The sequence below is a fragment of the Nocardia sputi genome (assembly GCF_023501985.1).
This window is the reverse complement of the sequence record NZ_JAMFLC010000013.1, coordinates 127,686-148,096: the sequence shown is the minus strand read 5'-3', so window position 1 is coordinate 148,096 and position 20,411 is coordinate 127,686. Positions and strand designations below refer to the sequence as shown.

At 67.6% G+C, this 20,411-nt stretch carries 19 protein-coding genes; 11 read left to right on the top strand and 8 right to left on the bottom strand.

Going from position 1 to position 20,411, the window contains the following annotated elements; genetic code table 11:
• Positions 1–2 precede the first annotated feature (2 nt).
• Genes M8859_RS17820 through M8859_RS17800 form a run of 5 tightly spaced genes read left to right on the top strand, consistent with a single transcriptional unit; the run spans position 3 to position 6,504 of the window.
• On the top strand, positions 3–2,060 hold the full coding sequence (locus M8859_RS17820) for an acetyl/propionyl/methylcrotonyl-CoA carboxylase subunit alpha (protein ID WP_195070371.1): 2,058 nt from the start codon (positions 3–5) through the stop codon (positions 2,058–2,060).
• Entirely contained in the window at positions 2,057–3,217 is a 1,161-nt protein-coding gene (locus M8859_RS17815) for an acyl-CoA dehydrogenase family protein (RefSeq protein ID WP_159924894.1), read from the top strand. Before M8859_RS17820 ends, M8859_RS17815 begins: the two co-directional genes overlap by 4 nt.
• Positions 3,214–3,726, top strand: a complete 513-nt coding sequence (locus M8859_RS17810) for a MaoC family dehydratase (protein WP_159924896.1) — start codon at positions 3,214–3,216, stop codon at positions 3,724–3,726. Before M8859_RS17815 ends, M8859_RS17810 begins: the two co-directional genes overlap by 4 nt.
• Positions 3,723–4,532, top strand: coding sequence for an HpcH/HpaI aldolase/citrate lyase family protein (locus tag M8859_RS17805; RefSeq protein ID WP_195070370.1), 810 nt, complete (start codon positions 3,723–3,725; stop codon positions 4,530–4,532). The genes M8859_RS17810 and M8859_RS17805 overlap by 4 nt, the downstream gene beginning before the upstream one ends.
• Positions 4,533–4,563: 31 nt before the next feature.
• Entirely contained in the window at positions 4,564–6,504 is a 1,941-nt protein-coding gene (locus M8859_RS17800) for an acetoacetate--CoA ligase (protein WP_249644566.1), read from the top strand.
• A 22-nt stretch (positions 6,505–6,526) separates the two neighbouring features.
• Here the strand turns inward: M8859_RS17800 and M8859_RS17795 are convergent, their stop codons facing one another.
• Genes M8859_RS17795 through M8859_RS17785 form a run of 3 tightly spaced genes read right to left on the bottom strand, consistent with a single transcriptional unit; the run spans position 6,527 to position 7,394 of the window.
• Positions 6,527–6,961, bottom strand: a complete 435-nt coding sequence (locus M8859_RS17795; RefSeq protein ID WP_249644565.1) for a PIN domain-containing protein — start codon at positions 6,959–6,961, stop codon at positions 6,527–6,529.
• On the bottom strand, positions 6,958–7,179 hold the full coding sequence (locus M8859_RS37285) for a type II toxin-antitoxin system VapB family antitoxin (RefSeq protein WP_308221207.1): 222 nt from the start codon (positions 7,177–7,179) through the stop codon (positions 6,958–6,960). The genes M8859_RS17795 and M8859_RS37285 overlap by 4 nt, the downstream gene beginning before the upstream one ends.
• A 32-nt stretch (positions 7,180–7,211) precedes the next feature.
• Positions 7,212–7,394, bottom strand: coding sequence for a hypothetical protein (locus M8859_RS17785; protein WP_195070368.1), 183 nt, complete (start codon positions 7,392–7,394; stop codon positions 7,212–7,214).
• Positions 7,395–7,688: 294 nt separating this feature from the next.
• Here M8859_RS17785 and M8859_RS17780 point away from each other — a divergent pair, with 294 nt between their 5' ends.
• The 5 genes from M8859_RS17780 to M8859_RS17760 all read left to right on the top strand — a co-directional run bounded on the left by M8859_RS17780 (position 7,689) and on the right by M8859_RS17760 (position 14,204).
• Entirely contained in the window at positions 7,689–9,194 is a 1,506-nt protein-coding gene (locus tag M8859_RS17780; RefSeq protein WP_249644564.1) for an FAD-dependent monooxygenase, read from the top strand.
• Complete coding sequence (locus M8859_RS17775) at positions 9,191–9,853, top strand: TetR/AcrR family transcriptional regulator (RefSeq protein WP_195070366.1); 663 nt, start codon at positions 9,191–9,193, stop codon at positions 9,851–9,853. The genes M8859_RS17780 and M8859_RS17775 overlap by 4 nt, the downstream gene beginning before the upstream one ends.
• Positions 9,854–10,435: 582 nt before the next feature.
• Positions 10,436–11,677: a TetR/AcrR family transcriptional regulator gene (locus tag M8859_RS17770; protein ID WP_159924910.1), complete on the top strand. Its 1,242-nt coding sequence runs from the start codon at positions 10,436–10,438 to the stop codon at positions 11,675–11,677.
• Positions 11,678–11,826: 149 nt separating this feature from the next.
• Positions 11,827–13,068, top strand: a complete 1,242-nt coding sequence (locus tag M8859_RS17765; protein ID WP_195070364.1) for a TetR/AcrR family transcriptional regulator — start codon at positions 11,827–11,829, stop codon at positions 13,066–13,068.
• A 251-nt stretch (positions 13,069–13,319) separates the two neighbouring features.
• A complete protein-coding gene (locus M8859_RS17760; RefSeq protein ID WP_195070363.1) occupies positions 13,320–14,204 on the top strand; it encodes an aldo/keto reductase in 885 nt (294 codons plus the stop codon).
• 114 nt (positions 14,205–14,318) lie between these two features.
• Here the strand turns inward: M8859_RS17760 and M8859_RS17755 are convergent, their stop codons facing one another.
• Both M8859_RS17755 and M8859_RS17750 read right to left on the bottom strand, forming a co-directional pair.
• Positions 14,319–14,513: a ferredoxin gene (locus M8859_RS17755; protein ID WP_195070362.1), complete on the bottom strand. Its 195-nt coding sequence runs from the start codon at positions 14,511–14,513 to the stop codon at positions 14,319–14,321.
• A gap of 9 nt (positions 14,514–14,522) precedes the next feature.
• On the bottom strand, positions 14,523–15,713 hold the full coding sequence (locus tag M8859_RS17750) for a cytochrome P450 (protein WP_443678227.1): 1,191 nt from the start codon (positions 15,711–15,713) through the stop codon (positions 14,523–14,525).
• A 227-nt stretch (positions 15,714–15,940) separates the two neighbouring features.
• On the opposite strand from M8859_RS17750, the gene M8859_RS37655 reads away from it, so the two are divergent.
• Positions 15,941–16,672 (top strand): GbsR/MarR family transcriptional regulator, encoded by a 732-nt coding sequence (locus tag M8859_RS37655; protein WP_372492916.1) that lies wholly within the window; start codon positions 15,941–15,943, stop codon positions 16,670–16,672.
• A gap of 45 nt (positions 16,673–16,717) precedes the next feature.
• Here the strand turns inward: M8859_RS37655 and M8859_RS17735 are convergent, their stop codons facing one another.
• The 3 genes from M8859_RS17735 to M8859_RS17725 are packed head-to-tail and all read right to left on the bottom strand — an operon-like array spanning position 16,718 to position 20,400.
• Positions 16,718–17,395, bottom strand: a complete 678-nt coding sequence (locus M8859_RS17735; RefSeq protein ID WP_195070359.1) for a DUF5663 domain-containing protein — start codon at positions 17,393–17,395, stop codon at positions 16,718–16,720.
• A complete protein-coding gene (locus M8859_RS17730) occupies positions 17,379–19,691 on the bottom strand; it encodes a type IV secretory system conjugative DNA transfer family protein (RefSeq protein WP_195070358.1) in 2,313 nt (770 codons plus the stop codon). Before M8859_RS17730 ends, M8859_RS17735 begins: the two co-directional genes overlap by 17 nt.
• 13 nt (positions 19,692–19,704) lie before the next feature.
• Positions 19,705–20,400, bottom strand: coding sequence for a hypothetical protein (locus M8859_RS17725; RefSeq protein WP_195070357.1), 696 nt, complete (start codon positions 20,398–20,400; stop codon positions 19,705–19,707).
• Between the last annotated feature and the right edge of the window lie 11 nt (positions 20,401–20,411).

Sequence of the window (20,411 nt, the reverse complement as noted above, 5' to 3'; positions counted from 1 at the left end):
CGATGCTGAGCAAATCCGTTCCCGTCGGATTCGACACCGTGCTCGTCGCCAACCGCGGTGAGATCGCGGTACGGGTGATCCGTACTCTGCGTGCCCTGGGCATTCGCTCGGTGGCCGTCTACAGCGACGCCGACGCCGACGCCCGCCACGTCCACGAAGCCGACACGGCGGTGCGCCTGGGCCCGGCCCCCGCCCGGGAGAGCTACCTCGCCATCGACCGCGTGGTGGCCGCCGCCGTGCGCACCGGCGCGCAAGCGGTTCACCCCGGCTACGGCTTCCTCTCGGAGAACGCCGCCTTCGCCGCCGCGCTGGCCGAGGCGGGCATCGTCTTCCTCGGCCCACCGCCTCGCGCGATCGAGGTGATGGGCGACAAGATCACCGCGAAGAACACCGTGGCCGCGTTCGGCGTCCCGGTGGTGCCCGGCATCGCCACACCCGGTCTGACCGACGACGAGCTGATCGCCGCGGCCGCCGAAGTCGGGTATCCGGTGCTGGTCAAGCCGTCCGCGGGCGGTGGAGGCAAGGGCATGCGCCGGGTGGACGATCCGGCTCGGCTGCCGGAGGCGCTGCGCAGCGCCCGACGTGAAGCCGCCGCCGCGTTCGGCGACGACACGCTGTTCCTGGAACGCTTCGTCACTCGGCCGCGGCACATCGAGGTGCAGATCCTCGCCGACCAGTTCGGCAATGTGCTGCACCTGGGCGAGCGCGAGTGCAGCTTGCAGCGCCGCCACCAGAAGGTGATCGAGGAGGCGCCCTCGCCGCTGCTCGACGCCGCCACCAGGGCCAGAATCGGAGCCGCCGCCTGCAACACCGCGCGCAGCGTGAATTACGTGGGCGCGGGCACGGTGGAGTTCATCGTCTCCGCCGACCGCCCCGACGAGTTCTTCTTCATGGAGATGAACACCCGCTTGCAGGTGGAGCACCCGGTGACCGAGCTGGTCACCGGCATCGACCTGGTGGAAAGCCAGGTACGGGTGGCGGCGGGGCAGAAGCTGGCGGTGGCGCAGGACGACATCCGCATGGTCGGGCACGCGATCGAGGCCAGGGTGTACGCCGAGGATCCCGGGCGCGGATTCCTGCCTACCGGCGGCACGGTGCTCGACCTCGACGAGCCGCAGGGCCCCGGGGTGCGGGTCGATTCGGGCCTGCGGATCGGCACGCGCGTCGGCAGCGACTACGACCCGATGCTGTCGAAGGTCATCGCGCATGCCGGTGACCGCGCCGCCGCGCTCGCGAAACTCGACCGGGCGCTGGCCGACACGGTCCTGCTCGGCGTGACCAGCAATATCGAGTTCCTGCGCTTCCTGCTGGCCGACCCGGACGTGGCCGAGGGTCGGCTGGACACCGACCTGCTGGACCGGCGGGTGGCCGACTTCCATCCCGCCCCGGTCGGCGACGACGAGTTCGTCGCCGCGGCGGCCTGGCACTGGCTGCGCCGCTGGCCGGCCGCGCCGCGCGATCCCTGGGAAGTCCCGTCCGGCTGGCGGATCGGGGCCGACGCGCCCACACCGATCCGGCTCGCGGGCGGCGAGCGGGTCGAGCACGTCTACCTCTCCGGCACACCCGACAACGGCGCGGTGCGGGTCGGTGACGGCGAAAGTCTCTCGCTGACAGCCTCTTTCACCGATTCCCGCGATCCGTACGCGGGCGTGCTCACCCTCACCCGCGACGGCCTGCGCCGCACCTACCGGGTCGCAGAGCAGGACGGCCTGCTGTGGGTGGCCGGACCGTCGGGCATCGCGGGGTTGCGCGAAGTGGCCGAGACGAACGTGCGCGGCGGTGACGAACACGTCGGCGACGCCGAAATCCGCTCTCCCATGCCCGGTTCGGTGATCGCGATACCGGTCGCTTCCGGCGCCGCCGTCGCCGCGGGCGATCCGGTGGTCATCGTGGAGGCGATGAAGATGGAGCACTCGCTCACCGCGCCGGTCGCCGGAACCCTCGAACTGCTGGTCGAGCCCGGCGTCCAGGTGCGCCTCGACCAAGTGCTGGCGCGCGTCGTCGCGCAGGCCGAAACGAACCACGCCGAACAGGCCGAACGAGAAGGAACCCCCACATGACCGACTTCCTGTCCACCGGCACGCTGCCGGAGGAGTACCGGGATCTCGCGCTGACCGTGCGCGACTTCGCACGGTCGGTGGTCGCGCCGGTGGCGGCCGAGCACGACGCGAACCACACCTTTCCCTACGCAGTCGTCGCGGGAATGGCCGAGATGGGTCTGTTCGGCCTGCCGTTCCCCGAGGAGTACGGCGGCATGGGCGGCGACTACTTCGCCTTGTGCCTGGCGCTCGAGGAGCTGGGCAAGGTCGACCAGAGCGTGGCGATCACGCTGGAAGCCGGTGTCTCGCTGGGCGCGATGCCGATCTACCGCTTCGGCAACGACAAGCAGAAACAAGAATGGCTGCCGCAGCTGACCAGCGGCCGCAACCTCGCCGCGTTCGGACTCACCGAACCGGGCGCGGGCAGCGACGCGGGCGGCACCAGGACCACCGCGGTCGCCGACGGCGGCGAATGGATCATCAACGGCAGCAAGCAGTTCATCACCAACTCCGGCACCGACATCACCAAGCTCGTCACGGTCACCGCGGTCACCGGGCAGACCGGCGGCAAGAAGGAGATCTCGACCATCCTGGTGCCGACCGACACACCCGGTTTCGTCGCCGAGCCCGCGTACAACAAGGTGGGCTGGAACGCCTCCGACACCCATCCGCTCAGCTTCACCGACGTGCGCGTGCCCGAGGACAACCTGCTCGGCGAGCGCGGCCGCGGCTACGCGAACTTCCTGCGCATCCTCGACGAAGGGCGCATCGCCATCGCCGCGCTCTCGGTAGGGGCCGCGCAGGGCTGCGTGGACGAGAGCGTCCGCTATGCCAAGGAGCGGGAAGCGTTCGGCCAGGCGATCGGGCGCAACCAGGCCATCGCTTTCAAGATCGCGAGGATGGAAGCGCGGGCGCATGCCGCCAGGACGGCCTACTACGACGCCGCGGCGCTGATGCTGGCGGGCAAGCCGTTCAAGAAGCAGGCGTCCATCGCGAAGTTGGTGGCCAGCGAGGCCGCCATGGACAACGCCCGCGACGCGACACAGATCTTCGGCGGCTACGGCTTCATGAACGAATACGCCGTCGCCCGGCACTATCGCGACAGCAAGATCCTGGAAATCGGCGAGGGGACGACGGAGGTTCAGCTGATGCTGATCGGACGGGAGCTGGGCCTGTGACCCGGCGCGCGGTCGTGCAACGCGGCCTGTGGTTCGAAGAGTTCGACACCGAGGTGGTCTACGAGCACCGACCGGGCCGCACCATCACCGAGGCCGACAACGTCCTGTTCACCACGCTGACCATGAACACGCAAGCGCTGCACTTGGACGCGGCGTTCAGCGAGCGGCTGCCCCCGTTCAACCAGCGGTTGGTGAACTCCATGTTCACGCTGTCCACCCTGATCGGGTTGTCGGTGGCGCAGCTGACCCAGGGCACCATCGTGGCCAACCTCGGCTTCTCGGAGGTGGCGTTCCCCAAGCCGCTGTTCCACGGCGACACCATGTACGCCGAGACCGTGGTCACCGACAAGCGCGAGTCGAACAGCCGCCCCGGAGAGGGCATCGTGACCTTCGCGCACACGGCACGCAACCAGCACGGCGACGTCGTCGCCACCGCGGTCCGCAAGACGCTGGTCCGCAAAGCTCCGCCCTCCGCGGAGACGTCCGCCCCGGAAGGGGACCTGGCATGAGCTGGCAGATGGCGGGACCGGCGTGGTTGTTCTGCCCGGCCGATCGTCCCGAACGCTTCGCGAAGGCGGCCGCGGCGGCGGACGTGGTGATCCTGGACCTGGAGGACGGCGTCGCCGCGCATGACAAGGCATCGGCGCGCAAGGCGCTGCTGGACACGCCGCTGGACCCGGAGACCACCGTGGTGCGGGTCAACGCGGCCGGCACCGACGAGCACGCGCTCGATCTCGCGGCGCTGGCCGACACCGCCTACCGACGGCTGATGCTGCCGAAATGCGAGTCGGCCGAACAGGTCTCGGCGCTGGCGGACTACGAGGTGATCGCGCTGATCGAGTCGCCCCTCGGCGCGCTCACGGTCGGCGAGGCGGCGGCGAGCAACACGATCGGCGTCATGTGGGGCGCGGAGGACCTGGTGGCCGGGCTCGGCGGCACCGCGAGCAGGCACGCCGACGGGAGCTATCGCGACGTGGCCCGGCATGTGCGCTCGACCACGTTGCTGGCCGCCAAGGCGCACGGCAAGTTCGCCCTGGACTCGGTGTATCTGAACATTCGCGATCCGGAGGGTCTGCGCGCCGAAGCCGAGGACGCGGTCGCTGTCGGTTTCGACGCCAAGGTCGCGATCCACCCGTCCCAGGTGCCGGTGCTGCGGGCCGCCTACGCGCCGTCCCAGCAGGAGCTCGCCTGGGCCATGCGAGTGCTGGAGGAGGCGCCGAAGCATCGCGGTGTCTTCGCCCTCGAGGGCAGGATGGTCGATGGCCCCGTGTTCCGGCACGCCGAGCAGATCGTGCGGCGCGCCGACCGCGACTGAGCACCGAGTTTCCACAAGCAGGAGGACCGCGATGCAACCCCAATGGGTGCCGACCGAAGAAGACATCGCCAGCGCGACCATCACCGACTTCGCGCGATTCGTCGCGGCGCGCACCGGCGTGCACGCGGCCGACTATCACGCGTTGTGGCAGTGGTCGGTCGAGGATCTCCCCGGTTTCTGGCACGCGCTGTGGGACTACTTCCAGCTCGGCGACGTCGCGGGTGAGGTCCTGGCGAGCGCCGAGATGCCGGGGGCCCAGTGGTTCCCCGGCACCCGGTTGAACTACGTGGACCAGGTGATCCGGCAGTTACGCACCGACCGGCCCGCGATCAAAGCCGTCAGCGAGGACGCCGCGGTACGAGAAGTGTCCTGGGTCGAATTGATCGACCACACAGCGGCTTTCGCGCAGACGCTGCGTGCACTGGGCGTTCGGCCCGGCGACCGGGTGGCCGGGTATCTGCCGAACATCCCGGAGGCGGTGGTCGCGTTCCTGGCCACCGCGAGCATCGGCGCCATCTGGAGCGCTTGCGGCCAGGACTACTCGCCGAAAGCCGCGCTGGACCGGCTCGGGCAGCTCGAACCCACCGTCCTGGTCACCGCCGACGGTTACCGTTTCGGCGGCAAGGCGCACGACAAGCGCGACGACATCGCCGCGTTGCGCGCGGGCCTGGAATCCTTGCGGGGCACGATCGCGGTTTCCCGGCTCGGGCTCGAGGTACCGGACGCGACCTCCTGGGACGAAGCGGTCACCGCCACGGAGGCGGTGATCACCACGGAGCCGGTGGATTTCGACCATCCGCTGTGGATCGTGTTCTCCTCCGGCACCACCGGTCTGCCCAAGGGCATCGTGCACGGCCACGGTGGCGTGGTGCTCGAACACCTGAAAGCGGTTGCCCTGCAATCGGACATCCGTCCCGAGGACACCTTCTTCTGGTACACGAGCCCGAGCTGGATGATGTGGAACTTCCAGATCGCGGGTCTGCTGGCCGGAGCGACCATCGTCACCTACGACGGCAGCCCGACCGCTCCGGCTCCGGACGCGTTGTGGCGTATCGCCGCCGAAGTCGGCGCGACCGTGCTGGGCACCAGCCCCGGCTACGTGCTGGCGTGCATCAAAGCGGGCTCCGTACCGCGCGCCGACCACGACTTGTCGGCGCTGCGCACCGTCGGGATCACCGGTTCCGCGCTGCCCACCTCCTCGGCGCTGTGGCTCGGCGAGAACGTCGGCGAACACGTACAGGTCTCCTCGATCAGCGGCGGCACCGACGTGGTGTCGGCGTTCATCGGCGGCGTGCGCACCGTGCCCGTGTGGCCCGGTGAACTGTCGGCGCCCTACCTCGGCGTCGCGCTCGACGCCTACGACCCGGCCGGGCAGCCGGTACGCGGCGAGGTGGGCGAACTCGTCGTCACCGCGCCGATGCCGTCCATGCCGGTCTCCTTCTGGCGCGACGAGGACGGAAAGCGTTACCACGACGCGTATTTCGACATGTTCCCCGGCGTCTGGCGGCACGGTGACTGGATCACCATCACCGATCACCACAGCGTGATCGTGCACGGGCGGTCGGATTCCACGCTCAACCGGCACGGCATCCGGATGGGCAGCGCCGACATCTACCAGTCCGTGGAACGGCTCCCGGAGATCGCCGAGGCGCTGGTGATCGGCGCCGAGCAGCCCGACGGCGGATACTGGATGCCGCTGTTCGTGGTCCTCGCTCCCGACGCGGAACTCACCGACGAGCTGAAAACCCGCATCGACCACACCATCCGCACCGAGGTGTCGCCCCGCCACGTCCCCGACGAGATCATCCTCGCCCCCGGCATCCCGCACACGCGCACCGGCAAGAAGCTGGAAGTGCCCATCAAGAAGCTGTTCCAGGGCGCCGAGCCGAGCCGCGTCGTCGAACGCAGCGCGGTGGACGACCCGGACCTGCTCGACTGGTACGCGGGCATTCGGCCGGCGGCGCGCAGCTGAAGCGGCGACCGCGCATGAGCGCCTAGTGGAGGCTGCCCTGTGGCACGACCCAGACATGGGGCTGCCTCGTCAACGCCGCGATATGCTCGAAGTCCGCGTCGTAGTGGACCAGTACAGCCCCATGGAATTCGGCGACGGCGGCAGTGATCAGATCCACGCTCCCCGCGGCTCGATGGTGGCCTTTGCGAGCCATCAACTGCTGAACCTCTCGTGCACGCTCGGCGATCGTCTCATTGATCGGCAGGTTGACGTAGAGAGCGCGACGGCGCTGTGCGATGTTCTGCACGTCGGCGAGGTTGCGTCCGGAGTAACCGGCTTCCAGGTCTACCGTGACACAGGTCGCGGCCGCGCGATCGGCAATCAGTCCGGCGATCACAGCGCGCACCGGCTCGTGCGCGAGTCGGGTGCTTGCGGAGGTGTCCACGAGATGCAAACGGAGCGGGGTGGTTTCGCTCAACGGCGAGCCTCGCGCATTATCTCGCCGTCACCGATGTCGGGGCCGACGCCGAACCCGTACGGATCGGTCAGAACCTGTTCGATCCTGCGCCTCCGGTCGGCGACGAACTGCAGTGCCGCGTTCACCGTGTCTTTCTTCGTGGTGGTGCCCAACTCCTTGGCGGCGAGGGCTAGGGCTTCGTCGTCCACATCGATCATCGTCTTCATATACATCAGCATATATCTGCGAAAACCTTACGGGCAATACTGCCTCATCTGCGGTAGACGCGCCCTCCTATCGATGCGGTGAAGACCGCAGGCCGCGCGCCGCGGGCAGCGTTCAGGTTGCGCTTCTCCTGCGGGGTGAGCCGATAGCGCGCCGTGATCCGCCGTGCCGCGGCGACCACAGCGCCCACCACAGGTATGGGGTCCACCGGGTGCAAAGCCAACGCCATGCCGAACTCCTTACCAGAAAGACGCACCGTCACAGTCGTATTCGGACGAACGAGGACGCCGGACGGTTTTCGGTCCCGAATCGGGCCGCCCGGCCTCGACCGTCCGGCATCGGCCGGAGTCCGGGTCGCTCCTGGCGCCGAAGAATCAGCCGGTCCGCGGGGGAGTCTGCGTCCCGAGTCCGAGGACATCCCCGGGCGCATCCATGCCGCCCGGGCGTGCTGCGCACCGATTGACGTACAGACCCGACCACAATTAGCATACGCAAACGTAGTCGTATGCTAATTGGAGGTGGGATGGAACACGTGGCGGTTCTGGTGGTGGGAGCGGGCCCGTCGGGTCTGGTACTGGCCTGTGGGCTGGCCGCGCAGGGGATCGCGGTTCGCGTAGTCGACAAGATGAGCGGCCCGGCTTCGACATCGCGGGCGAACATCCTGCACGCGCGCGGCGTCGAGGTCTTGCAGCGGATGGGGGCCATGGGCGATCTGCGGGAACGGTCGTTGGCTCCGGTCGGTATGCGGATGTATGCGCGGTCGCGTCCCCTCGCGACGATGCGGTTCGCACCGGACGAGCGCGAGTCGGTGCAGGCGCTGTTCGTGTCGCAGGCATGGATCGAGGAACAGTTGCGGCAGCGGCTCACCGAGCTGGACGTGGATATCGAGTGGGGCCGGACGGTCACGGCCGCGACCCAGGACGCCGATGGCGTGACTGTGGAATTCGCGGACGGGACGCGACTGCGAACGGATTGGCTGATCGGTTGCGACGGGGCGCACAGCGTGGTGCGCGGCGTCGCGGGGATCGGGTTTCCCGGGGTTTCGGTGGTCGAGCAGTTTCTGCTCGCCGATGTGCGGTCCGACTGGGATCGTGACCGCTCCACGTCGGCGGGTTTCTATCACCGCGACGGTCTGTTGCTGGCGATTCCCATGCGCGGTGACGACGATCGCGGTGACCGGTGGCGACTGATGGCGGATGTCCCGGCGGTCGATCGACATCTATCGGCAGCCGACATCGTCGCCCGCTTCGAGGAACTACTGCCCGAACGGGCCGGGGAGACCGGCGTGCGCATCCTAGGAGCGGTGTGGACCTCGGTGTTCCGAATCCACCGCAGACTCGCCGCGGACTACCGGGCCGGTCGCGTCCTGCTGGTCGGCGACGCCGCCCACATCCACAGCCCGATCGGCGGGCAGGGCATGAACATCGGGATCGGGGACGCGGAGAACCTGGCGTGGAAACTGGCCTTGGTCGTCGACGGACGCGCGGACGCGCGACTGCTCGACACCTACGCCGCCGAGCGGCGTCCACTGGCCACCGACGTGCTCCGCACCACCACCATGAACACGAGAATCCTCGTCGGCGAGGGCATTACGGCGCGTTTCGTGCGGGACCGGATCTTCATCCCGCTTCTCAATTCCCCGAAGGTGCAGCAAACGGCGACGCGCACCGCGTCCCAACTGTGGGTCACCTACCGGAAGGGACCGCTGGGCAGCCGCCGCGGCCCCGCACCGCGGCCCGGCGATCGCATACCCGACCGCGAGTGCGCGCGCCTCGACGGCAGGCCGACGCGGTTGTATGCCGAACTGCAGCCCGCATGGGTGTTGCTCAGGTCCGACGCATCCACCGATGCGCTGGCGACCGTGGCGGCGAAGCATCTCGGCTCGGCTGTCACCGCGCTGACCGACAGGGAAGCCGGGCGCCATGCGCTGCTTATCCGTCCCGACGGGCACCTCGCCTGGCACGGCGACGATCCGAGCGCGCTGCACAGTTGGTTCACCGAGACGCTCTGCTCCAGGATTGGGGCATGAGCACCGAGACGCCGCGACGCGAAGGGCCGGGACGCCCCCGCGACCCCAACGCCGACGCCGCCATCCTGCGCGCCGCCGTCGACCTGCTCATCGAACGCGGCATCGACAACACCAGCATGGAAGCCATCGCCAAACGCGCCGGCGTCGCCAAGGTCACCGTCTACAAACGGTGGAAATCGAAAGAGGACCTGCTGGCCCAAGCCATCGAGCAGGCGCGCGAAGACATCCCCGGCGTGCCACCGACCACCGCCGCCACCGCCCTGCCCGACCTGATCGAGGCGTTCCTCCCGCAGTGGGGCGCGGCCCTCGCCGACCCCAGGTATCGCCTGCTCGCGGCGCGCCTGCTCGGAGCGGGCCCCAGCCACCCGGCGCTGCTGAACGCCTACTGGCGCCACCATGTGCTGCCCCGGCGCGAACGCTCGCGCGCCCTGCTCGAGCAAGCCCAAGCGGCGGGCGTCCTCACCCCGGCAGCCGACCTCGACATCCTGCTCGACATGCTCAACGGCGCGATCATCCACCACCTGCTGCTGGAATCCGTCCGATCCCAAGCGAGCGAAGACCCGCGACCGGCCGACCTGACCGCATACCTGCGCAGTCTGCTGCGCCAAACCGGCTTCGCCCTCCCGGCCGGCTCCGACGCCTCGCCTCCTGCGGAATAGCGATCCATCCGAGGACAGCCCACCTCGCCGCGTTGCCGGTCGCCGAGATCGAACACCGTGGACTCGCCGTCGGCGCTATCGAGCCCGGCCCACCGACTCCGGCACGGTTTCGGTGTCGCGGGCGAGCCGGTGCGGGAGCGCTCCGATGAACGCAGGGACTACCGGAGAGCGCCTCCGCACCGCCGGGAACCGCCGTCCGCAAGGACCTTTCGCACCTCGGGTACGGCTGCATCGCTGCGAGATCCGCGCCATCACCACGGCGTCGCGCGGGAGGCCCGGGTTGGTCGTCAGCACGCCGACCTAGCAATATGTGAATACGGATTCTTCACAATGTGTGGGCTTGTTCTGCACATATGTTCGTGTAAGTTTATCCTTGTTCGACAATCTGCACGGCATGGCGTCGTGGTGCCCCCGCTCCGCCCAGTCGGGTTGTCGATTTCCGGGCGCACCGGCGCGGACAGCACACCTCGTCCCCCGGAGCCCGGCGAACAGGTACGGCTCCCGGGGGCCGCTCATCCCCGGGAGCCGTATCGCGTGACACGGCGGCCCCGGCCATACGACCAGGTCGTTACGATGTTCGTCATGAGTGTCGACAATCGCCGTACGGCGCGGAAGGCGAGCAGCGGCGACTCGGCACCTCGGGAGATCCGGCGCAGGCCGAAGAATCGCCGTGCCCAGATCGCGGCGGCGTCGGCGGCCGCGTTCGGCGCGCTGGGCTACCACGGCGTGAGCATGGACGACATCGCCTCCGGGCTCGGGATCAGCTCCGCGGCGCTGTACCGCCATTACCCGAGCAAGTACGCGCTGTTCCGAGAAGAACTGTTGCGCGTCGGCCGGGCGATGACCGAGTCGGTCCAGTTGCCCGAGGAGGCGGCGCAGTGGCCGGCCGAGCAGCGCCTCCGGCACGTGCTCGACGCGCTCATCGCGGTCACGATCGAGAACCGCCCGACCGTCACGCTGGTGCGCTGGGAGGGCCGGTACCTCGAGCCCGACGACCAGACCACGCTCAACGAGCAACAGGCCACGGTCCTCGGCGCACTGGGCGGCGAGCTGGCCGCGCTGCGCCCGGAACTCGCCGAGGAAGACCTGCGCGTGCTGCGCGCGGCCCTGCTCAGCACGATCACCAGCGTCGCCGACCACCACGCCGCTCTTCCCGTGAAACCGCTTGCCCGCCTGCTGCATTCGGCGTGCTGGTCGGTCGCGCACGCGAAACTGCCCGCACAGCGCGCGGTCGAGCCGGTCGCGGTGGTGGAGATACCGGACTCGTTCAAACACGAACTGCTGCTGCGCAAAGCGGTCGAGCTGTTCCATGAGCGCGGCTATCCGAACGTCAGCGTGGAGGACATCGCGACGGCCGCGGGCCTGTCGGCGGCCTCGGCGGTGTACCGGTTCTACCGGGGCAAGAGCGATATCCTCGCCGCCGCGTTCCGCCGGGCGGCCGAACGGGTTTCCGGCGCTGTCGGCCCCGCCGTGGCGGCGGCCACGGATGCCGAGGACGCGCTCACCGCGCTGATCGCTCAGTACGTCGCCGGATCGTTCGCCGAACGCGCCCTCACCTTCGTGTATTACACGGAGTTCCAGCATGTTCCGGTCGAGGAGCGCACGGTCCTGCGCAATATCCAGCGGCTCAGCGTCGAAGAGTGGGCGCGGTTGCTGCGGGAGGTGCGCTCGGAGCTCACTCCGGCCGAGGCGCGCATCCTCGTCCACGCGGCCTTCGCGGTGGTCGTCGACCTCGGTCGCGCCTTCGGCAACGAACCGCTGGCCGCCCAGGACCGGGTGCGGCTGCTGATGCAACTGGTGCTCTTCGGACGGCCCGCGCGCTAGCGCTATATGTTATCGCGAATTCTCGGATGAATGTACGGATAATGCGACTTGGGAGCTAGTTCGCAGCTTCTTTGTGATCTGCCGTTCAATTCTTCCCCCGGTGGGGAAACGCTGGGGTGCCGGAGGTCTGACTGGGCTACCATCGCGGCATGGGTGCCCGGGATCGCCGCGCTGCGGACAAGGCGGCCGACGGGACACCCGCACGGGTGGTCCGGCGCCGGCCGCGCGACCGCCGCGCCCAGATCGCGGCGGCGTCGGCCGAGGCGTTCGGCGCGCTGGGCTACCACGGCGTCAGCATGGACGACATCGCCTCGCGGCTCGACATCAGCTCGGCGGCGCTGTACCGCCACTACCCGAGCAAGTACGCGTTGTTCCGCGAGGAAGTGTTGCGGCTGGGCGCGGTCAGCCAGGAAGCCGCGCGGCTGCCGGACGCCACCGGCCTGCCCGCCGGACAACGTCTCGAACGAGTGCTCGACGCTCTGATCGCGGCCGCCATCGCCAACCGGCGTAGCGCCGCGTTGTTGCGGTGGCAGCGGCGCTACCTGGAGGACGCCGACGCGGCCACCCTCGCCGACCAGCTCGCCGGTGTGAACGCCGCGCTCATGTCGCTGCTCGCCGAGACCAGGCCCGCGCTGTCCAAGGCCGACCGCGCCGTGCTCGCCACGGCGGAGCTGAGCGTGCTCAGCAGCATCGGCGATCACCACGTGTCGATCCCGGTGCGGGCGCTCACCGCGCGGCTGACCGCGGCCTGCCGCGCGGTCGCCGCGTGCGAGCTGCCCCCGCCCGGCAGCGCCGAAACCGAGAACCTCGCCGCCGAGATCCCGCTGACGTTCAAACACGAATTGCTGCTGACGCGCGCGGTCGAGCTGTTCCACCAGCGCGGGTACCCGAACGTCAGCGTCGAGGACATCGCGACCGCCGCCGGACTGCCCGCCTCCTCGGCGGTGTACCGGTTCTATCGCGGCAAGGGCGACATCCTCACGGCCGCGTTCCGCCGAGCGGCGGATCGGGTGTCGGCCGTCATCGGGCCCGCCGTCGCCGCCGCCGAGACGCCCGAGCAGGCGCTCGGCACGCTGATCGAGTTGTACGTAGCCGGCTCGTTCGCCGAGCGCGAGCTGACCTTCGTCTACTACGCCGAGATCAGCAACGTGCCGCCGGAGGAGCGCACCGTGCTGCGCAACATCCAGCGACTCAATGTCGAGGAGTGGGCCAAATTGCTGGTCGCCATGCGGCCCGAGCTTTCCCCGGCCGAGGCGCGCTTGCTCGTGCACGCCGGATTCGCCTTGGTGGTCGATCTGGGTGAACGCTTCGGCTCCAGCGACCCGGTCTGCTCGCCAGGGCGAGTGATCCGCTTGATGCAGGTGATCCTGTTCGGCCGACCGGCGCAGTAGAGCCGCACACCTGCTCGACGGCGTCGAGTGCGGTGGGGCCCGCACCCCCATCGAGGCGTTACCAGTGCGGCGAGCTACACGCAAGCTCGGGCCCCGCCGAAGGACTTCGCGGAGTATTACGCCAGCGGCGAACACCTCGGAGGGAATCGACCCCGCTTCACCGCTGTTGCGGCAGGAGGAGCGCGCGTTCCGATCGACGCGACGCTCGTGGAGCATTTCCCCAGTTTGCGGCTTCGGAAGGAACCATCCTCATGAGCACAGATATCGACGCCCAGCCCGCCGCTGCCTCCGGAACCTTCGCCATCGGCGGCGATCTTCCGGTGCACCGGCTCGGGTACGGCGCGATGCAGTTGACCGGCCCCGGGGTGTGGGGTGATCCGAAGGACCCGGACGAGGCGGTAAGGGTCCTGCGCCGCGCGGTGGAACTCGGCGTGAACTTCATCGACACGGCCGACTCCTACGGCCCGTTCGTCAGTGAGAATCTGATCCGCGAGGCGCTGCACCCCTATCGCGATGATCTCGTCATCGCCACCAAGGCGGGGCTCACACGGCAGGGGCCCAACGAGTGGCGTCCGGTCGGCAGGCCCGAATACCTGCGCCAGCAAGCCGAACTCAGCCTGCGCCACCTCGGTGTCGACCGGATCGACCTCTACCAGCTGCATCGCATCGACCCCCAGGTGCCGCTGGCCGACCAGCTCGGCGAACTCGTCGCGCTCCAGCAGGAGGGCAAGATCCGCCACATCGGCCTGTCCCAGGTGAGCGTCGAACAACTGCGTCAAGCGCGTGAGATCGCCACCATCGCCTCGGTGCAGAATCTGTACAACCTGGCCAACCGGGCCGACGAGGACGTACTGAACTACGCCGAACAGGAGAACATCGCGTTCATTCCGTGGTTCCCCATCGCCACCGGTGAACTCGCCGCCCCGGGCGGTCCCCTGGCGACCGCGTCCGCCGAACACGGCGCGACCCCCGCCCAGCTCGCCCTCGCCTGGCTGCTGCGCCGCTCCCCCGTCATGCTCCCGATCCCCGGCACTTCCAGCGTCGCGCACGTCGAGGAGAACATCGCCGCCGCGCGAATCACACTGACCGACAGCGAATTCGAGGCCCTGACCGCCGCCGGACCGACCGGAGACTGACCGGCCCGACTATGGTTCGCGGCAGGACGGTGCCGCCTCAACGGCCGAGTGGCTGCCGGCCCGAGGTAGCGGCGCCAACTGTCAGGCGCGAACGAGCGTCGCCCCGCAGCTGAGTCATTCGGCGTCGATCCGAATCGCCGCAGCCGGGCACGCCTGTTCGGCTTCGCGCACCGCGGCATGGTGGCAGCGCGGCGGTTCGGGTCGCAGCACCACCGACTTGCCGTTGTGGTCCTGATCGAACACCTGCGGTGCGGTCAGCGCGCACATGCCCGCCCCGATGCACAGTTGCCGGTCGACATTGATCTTCATCCGCTTCCCTCACCAGGTAACCGGCAGTGAGTGCACGCCATAGATGTCCAGGCCGTGCCGCAGCGGAACCTCGGCGGGCGGCACCGCCAGCCGCAGCCCCGGGAACCGCCGCAGCAGTGCGGGCAGCGCGACCCGCATCTCCACGCGGGCCAGTTGCTGACCGAGGCACTGGTGCACGCCGTGGCCGAAGCCCAGGTGCCCGACCGCGTTGCGGGCGACATCGAGGGTGTCGGGGTCATCGAACTTCGCGGGATCGCGGTTCGCGGCTTGAATCGACAGGGCGACCGTCTGGCCCGCCTTGATCACCTGTCCGTCCAGCTCGACATCCGCCAAAGCGGTGCGGGCACCGGTGTGCGCGATGCTCAGATACCGCATCAGCTCCTCGACAACCCGCTCGGTGTTATCGGGTTCGGCGCGCACCGCAGCGAGCTGTTCAGGGTGGCTCAACAGCGCGAAAGCGCCGAGCGACAGCATGTTCGCCGTGGTATCCAGGCCCGCCCCGAGCAGCAGAGCGCCGATACCGGCTAGTTCGGTGTCGGTGAGGTCGGTGTCGGTGAGATCGCTGAGCAGGTCGTCGGTCGGCTCGGCGCGTTTGGTGAGCACCAGCCCATGCACGTACTCCTGGATCGTGGTAAAGGCCGCCAGCCGCTTGTCCATCGAGTCGTCCACACCACCGAGGGCGACCATGTTCTCGTGGAAGAGGCCGCGGTCGGCATAGGGCACGCCGAGCAATTCGCAGATCACCAATGCGGGGATCGGGTAGGCGAAGGTCTCGACGAGATCGACCGCACCACCGGTGCGTTCCATCGCGTCGAGATGGTCTTCGGTGATACTCGTGATGTGCTCGGTGAGTTGCCGCATTCGCCGGACGGTGAATTTCCCCGCCAGCAGCTTTCGGTATCGCGTGTGCTCCGGTGCGTCGACTCCGAGCATGTCGCCCGGCACGGCAGGCGGGATGTCGCCCGCGTCGGCCAGCGGGTAGTGCGTGATCTCGTACCGCACGCTGAAGCGCGGGTCGGCGAGCACTGCCCGTACCACCGAATAGCCGGTGGCCAGCCATCCCTGGTGACCGTCGGGGAAGGTCATCGGAGTCAGCGGGCGTTGCGCGCGGATCGTCGCCAAGCCGGGAGGCGGATCGAACGGGCATCCCGCCCTGCGGGAGGTGGGGAGTTCTACTGCGTCGGGCATGGCTTGTGACACGGTGGCGCCTTTCGGGCTCGATAGTTTAGACATAACTGAACGCTATGTTGCGTTCAGAAGTGAGTCCACAAAAGACGTGCACAGTTCGCCTATATATGCAGCTAATTGACAAATCTGGATTGCAACGATCTGAAGCTCAATGCAAAGACCAGGTTCTGAGAATTGCAATGAGATGCGCTTGAACGCATACTGCTACGCAATGCGAGCTGAGCCGAGAAGGGGGCACGATGCCGGGTGGCAGACTGACACCGCACGATCGCCGAGAGATCGCGAGCGGACTGGCACAGGGGCTCGGGTACGCCGAGATCGCCCGGCAACTCCAGCGGCCGACGTCGACGGTGAGCCGGGAGGTGACGCGCAACGGCGGTCCGAACCGCTATCAGCCACAGCGCGCCCAGCAAGCGACCGAGCGGCGCGCGCGTAGGCGTAGACGGCCGACCGCTCCGAGTGCGACCACTGCCCAGGACGCCGCGACGCGCGAATATCTGGATCAGCTCACCTCATTGATGGTACGAACCGGTATCCCGCGGTCCGCGGCCAACGTGCTCGCGAGCCTCTACTCCTGCGACAGCGGCAGTCTCACCGCCGCCGAACTGGTGCAGCGACTGCGGGTCAGTCCGGCAACGATCTCCTCGGCCGTCGGTGTGCTCGAAACGCAGGGACTCATCCGCCGCGTCCGCGACGCGGGCCGCCGGCGCGACCGCTATATTCTCGACGAAGACACTTGGGTAGAGGCGACTTTGGCGAGTGCGCGGCAGGTCCACGCTCTTGCCGAAGCCGCCCGGCACGGCGTAGACGTGTTCGGTGCCGCGACACCGGCCGGGTCACGCTTTCGCGCGATGGGAGAGTTCCTCGAATTCGTCGGGCACGACATGATCGCATCGGCCACGCGCTGGCGAACCGTCTTCGACGAGGGCTCGATACCGGTGAACGATCACCGGTCCGACTGGCGGACATGAAAAAAATCGGTCAACCGGGCCGTGACGGACAACTGGGCGAGGCGATCAGCTTCCGCGCAACCGGGCGAGCGTGGCAGGACCGATCCCTTTCACCGCGAGGATGTCGGAATCCGATGCCTCGAGCACCTTTTCCCACGATCCGAACCTAGCCGTCAAGATTTCCCGCCGGCGCTGCGGTAGACCACCGGCGGACACGGAGCCCGAATCGCTTCGAGCAAGCGTTCGAATGCGCTTCACGACCGACGGACTGATATCCGGCACCGCCCGCAATTCCCGCACACCAGCCTTGCGAATTGCCTGGACATCGCCGATGTAGATGAACAGGTCACGCGCCAGAGCCAGGTCTCGGTTCTTCGTGACCTTCTCGACGAAATCGACCATCGGTTCCGGCGCAGCACTGATGACCATCGAGCGAATCGCTATTCTATTGTCAACTATCTCCAGCTGAAGATCGTTCAGGCAGTCCATGACCTTCGTTCGATAGTCCGGACAATTCTCGGCCAGCCACTGCGCCGCCGCAGTGTCGTTCCCGGAGCGGAATTCCTCGGTGTTCATCAGCGCTTCGAACTCCTCGAGCTGCGCATCCGTCAAGCCGGCAGACAGCACACTTCCCACGCGGTATTCGAGTTGCTCATAAATCGTTTCCAGGATGGTATGGCGAATCTTCGGCGGCAGATCCACCAACCCGAGCTTCTCCAACATGGAGTCATTCAGCTCGATCATCTGCTGTGCCCCCTTCGCTACGAGCCTTGATCAGTTTGGTCCGCAGCGCATCGACGAACGATCCGGCCGCAGGGTGCGTGCGCGTGGTTCCTATTCCTTCCGCCACGACCGCCGGCTCGGATTCGGTGATGCTCTCCGCCACAGGAGCCGATTCCGCGTCCCCACCAGGTTTCGGCGACTTCATCGCGGCCTGTAGCGAACTCTTGAAGAAGGACTGACTGGACCTTTTGATCGCTGCCATCTGCCTGTCCATGCCCTTGACCGACCGGGCTCGCTGGCGCGAGATGTGGTCGCCCTCCAGACTGAAGGCGGGTTGCACCATGCCGTTGAGCAGCAGCGAGCATGCGGCGTAGTGATTGGGAAGTCGGCGCAGCGCCTCGGTGGCGAATTCCGGGCCGAAGCGCCCGGCGAACTGCTCCGCATCACGATCACCCATCCGGAAGCCCAGCACGGTGCCCACGTTTCCCAGCAAGGCGTGTTGAATGGGCTCGGAGAGCTGCTCCAAATATTGATTGGCGATGACCGCATACAGGCCGAATTTCCGGCCCTCCGCCAGAATGTCCGGTAGCGCACCCTTCGAGAAGGATTGCGCCTCGTCGACGAAGAGAGCAAACGGTTTATCGGTGCTTCGCCTCAGTGCCGCAGTCCAATAGCGGGTGAGATACAGATAGCCCAGCAGTTGCGCCACGGGAGCGCCGATCTCGCCTTTCTGCAGTGAGACCACAATGATCTTGCCGTTGTCCATCACCTCGGTCGGATCGAGCATGTCGTGCCCGCTGCCCAGTATCTTCCTCAGCACGGCATTCGTTCGGAAAGCAGTGAACTTACTGGTGAACCATCCCAGGACCTCCGACAGCGTATGCGCGTCGGTCTGCTCCATTTCCTGATCCCAGAAGTCCTTCAAAAACTGCTCTTTCACCGACGCACGCTGAGTTGTCCGGTACTTCTTGTCCAGGAAAAGACGAGGCACATCCAGGAGCGATGCCCTGCGGCCCTTTGCCGCGATCAGGGTCAGCATCCCCATCCGGAACCAGGATTCCCAGCGAGGTCCCACGATGCCCTGTTGTGTGGGATCGAAGAGATCCGCGAACATCGCCGTGACATTGGCCAGCGCGGTGTCTCGCTGGAGAAGATCCGAGACGGCGAACGGGTTGATGGGCGCAGGCGCATCGAGATCCGAAGCGTCGATGAAATGAACGTCCCGCGTTCTGCTCGCCGGTAGATCGCCGAGGAGCCGGATTGCCGCGTCGCCATGCGGGTCGATGAACAGGATTCCGTGACCTGCCGCGGCCACCTCGCACGCCATGGCGCGCAACATCGTCGATTTGCCGGAGCCGGTCTGCCCTGGGATATAGACGTGGCGCGAGAAATCGGCCACGGGCAGCAGCACATCGAGAGCCTCACCTTTGGCATCTCTTGCCAGCCCGAGGCGGATACCCTCGCCCGCGGCCGCGCTGACGACCTGTTCCGGAGCGCGGACGAAATGTGCGGGGACGACCGGGAAGCCGGGGAAGGACGCCTCGTGTGCCACCGGGATGCGCATGAGAGCCGCGAGTGTGCGGGCGCCCAGGATTTCCGGTGCCGGACGGGAGTCCTCGAGACGCTGGATCTCGAGCGGAGCTCCGATCGAGCGAATCGCGGAGAGCAGCCGAGGCGACGGCTCGGCGCTACATACCAGCGTCACCGTCGCGCGGACGAACGGTCCACCCGTCCGGAGGATGCTGGTCAGCAGTTCAGGAGTCATTCCCTCCGGTCCGTTGGCATCGCGCGCGAGGTCCTCGAGGCTGCGGCCGTTCGGACCGATCGGCTTGACGATGACTTCGAGCCGTACGAAGGCCTGATCCAGCATCGCCGCACACAATCCGCGCAAGCTCGTCAGCGGCTCGTATGTGGGTTGCAGCGGCCGCCTTCGCGATGGCGTGTCCGCCCGGAACATGGAGCGGCGAATCGAGTAGCGATGCGGCAACGGCGGAGTCGGCCGCGCGACTTCCGGCTCGACCGCGCCCACTATCGGGCTGTCGGGCTCTCCGAGCAGATTCGCGAGGCCACCGAAGTGCACGGATGGTTCTCCGCTCTCGGTACGCAACGTCATGCACACGCGGAGTGACCCCGGTTTGTCGCGGGTCTCGAGCCGAACCGTCAGAGTCTCCCCGAGAGGTAGGTGCGCCGCGAACGCGTAAATTCGTTCCGAGAACCGCGAGCGCCTTTCTCTCTCTTCGTCCGTCCAAGCCGCGACCAGTGATTCGCTGGCGAGAATCTCGCCCGCGATCACCGCGATTTGTATGGCATCAGGCATCGGCCATCCCCCGTCATTGCAATTTGATTTGGCGCACAATCGAATCCGCCCATACCGCGGGCGCACCCCGTTCCCGCAGCGCGTCGACCACCTTCTCCGGACTGCTTCCCTGCGCCAGCATGTTCTCGGCGAGTGCTCTGAGCTCCTCCGCAGTACCGAGCCCGAGTTCGGGCCGATACCCGGACGCCGGCTTCGCCGAGTCGAGCTGTTGGCGCAGGGAATCCACGGCTGCCTGGAGCATCAGCAGCTGCGCCGACTCCGGGGACCCGCCCGCCTCCGCGACCGCCACCGATCGTTCGGGGAAGACGACCGAAAGTTCCGGGCGCTGCATGGTTTCGACGACGGCCTGGACGATCTCCCTCTCGAGCACATCGGCCCAGCGGGGGCGCTGCGTGCGGTACTCGAGATGCCGCTGATTGCGCAGATCGAAAGGAATGCTCGACGTGTCGCGGGTGATCAACACGCACGGTTTGCCCAGTGCGTGCGCGAGGCCGAGTTCGTAGTACACGTTCGCGTTCTGCTCCGAGACGTCCGCCAGTATCACCGAGCTCTCCTCGATGAGGTCCCAGATCTGCCGGATCACGTTACCGGCTCGGAATATCGAATCACCCCGCTTGGCGACCATGCCGGCCTTCTCGAGTGCTGGGCCGAATATTTCGCCGAAGTACGAGTCGTAGGGATCACCGAAAGGTGAGATGACGAACGCCACCGGAGTCGATG

Coding starts and splice junctions, on each gene's coding strand:
- M8859_RS17820 (WP_195070371.1), top strand. CDS start 3: ATGCTGAGCAAATCCGTTCCCGTCGGATTCGACACCGTGCTCGTCGCC.
- M8859_RS17815 (WP_159924894.1), top strand. CDS start 2,057: ATGACCGACTTCCTGTCCACCGGCACGCTGCCGGAGGAGTACCGGGAT.
- M8859_RS17805 (WP_195070370.1), top strand. CDS start 3,723: ATGAGCTGGCAGATGGCGGGACCGGCGTGGTTGTTCTGCCCGGCCGAT.
- M8859_RS17800 (WP_249644566.1), top strand. CDS start 4,564: ATGCAACCCCAATGGGTGCCGACCGAAGAAGACATCGCCAGCGCGACC.
- M8859_RS37285 (WP_308221207.1), bottom strand. CDS start 7,179: ATGCTGATGTATATGAAGACGATGATCGATGTGGACGACGAAGCCCTA.
- M8859_RS17785 (WP_195070368.1), bottom strand. CDS start 7,394: ATGGCGTTGGCTTTGCACCCGGTGGACCCCATACCTGTGGTGGGCGCT.
- M8859_RS17780 (WP_249644564.1), top strand. CDS start 7,689: ATGGAACACGTGGCGGTTCTGGTGGTGGGAGCGGGCCCGTCGGGTCTG.
- M8859_RS17775 (WP_195070366.1), top strand. CDS start 9,191: ATGAGCACCGAGACGCCGCGACGCGAAGGGCCGGGACGCCCCCGCGAC.
- M8859_RS17770 (WP_159924910.1), top strand. CDS start 10,436: ATGAGTGTCGACAATCGCCGTACGGCGCGGAAGGCGAGCAGCGGCGAC.
- M8859_RS17765 (WP_195070364.1), top strand. CDS start 11,827: ATGGGTGCCCGGGATCGCCGCGCTGCGGACAAGGCGGCCGACGGGACA.
- M8859_RS17760 (WP_195070363.1), top strand. CDS start 13,320: ATGAGCACAGATATCGACGCCCAGCCCGCCGCTGCCTCCGGAACCTTC.
- M8859_RS17755 (WP_195070362.1), bottom strand. CDS start 14,513: ATGAAGATCAATGTCGACCGGCAACTGTGCATCGGGGCGGGCATGTGC.
- M8859_RS37655 (WP_372492916.1), top strand. CDS start 15,941: ATGCCGGGTGGCAGACTGACACCGCACGATCGCCGAGAGATCGCGAGC.
- M8859_RS17735 (WP_195070359.1), bottom strand. CDS start 17,395: ATGATCGAGCTGAATGACTCCATGTTGGAGAAGCTCGGGTTGGTGGAT.
- M8859_RS17730 (WP_195070358.1), bottom strand. CDS start 19,691: ATGCCTGATGCCATACAAATCGCGGTGATCGCGGGCGAGATTCTCGCC.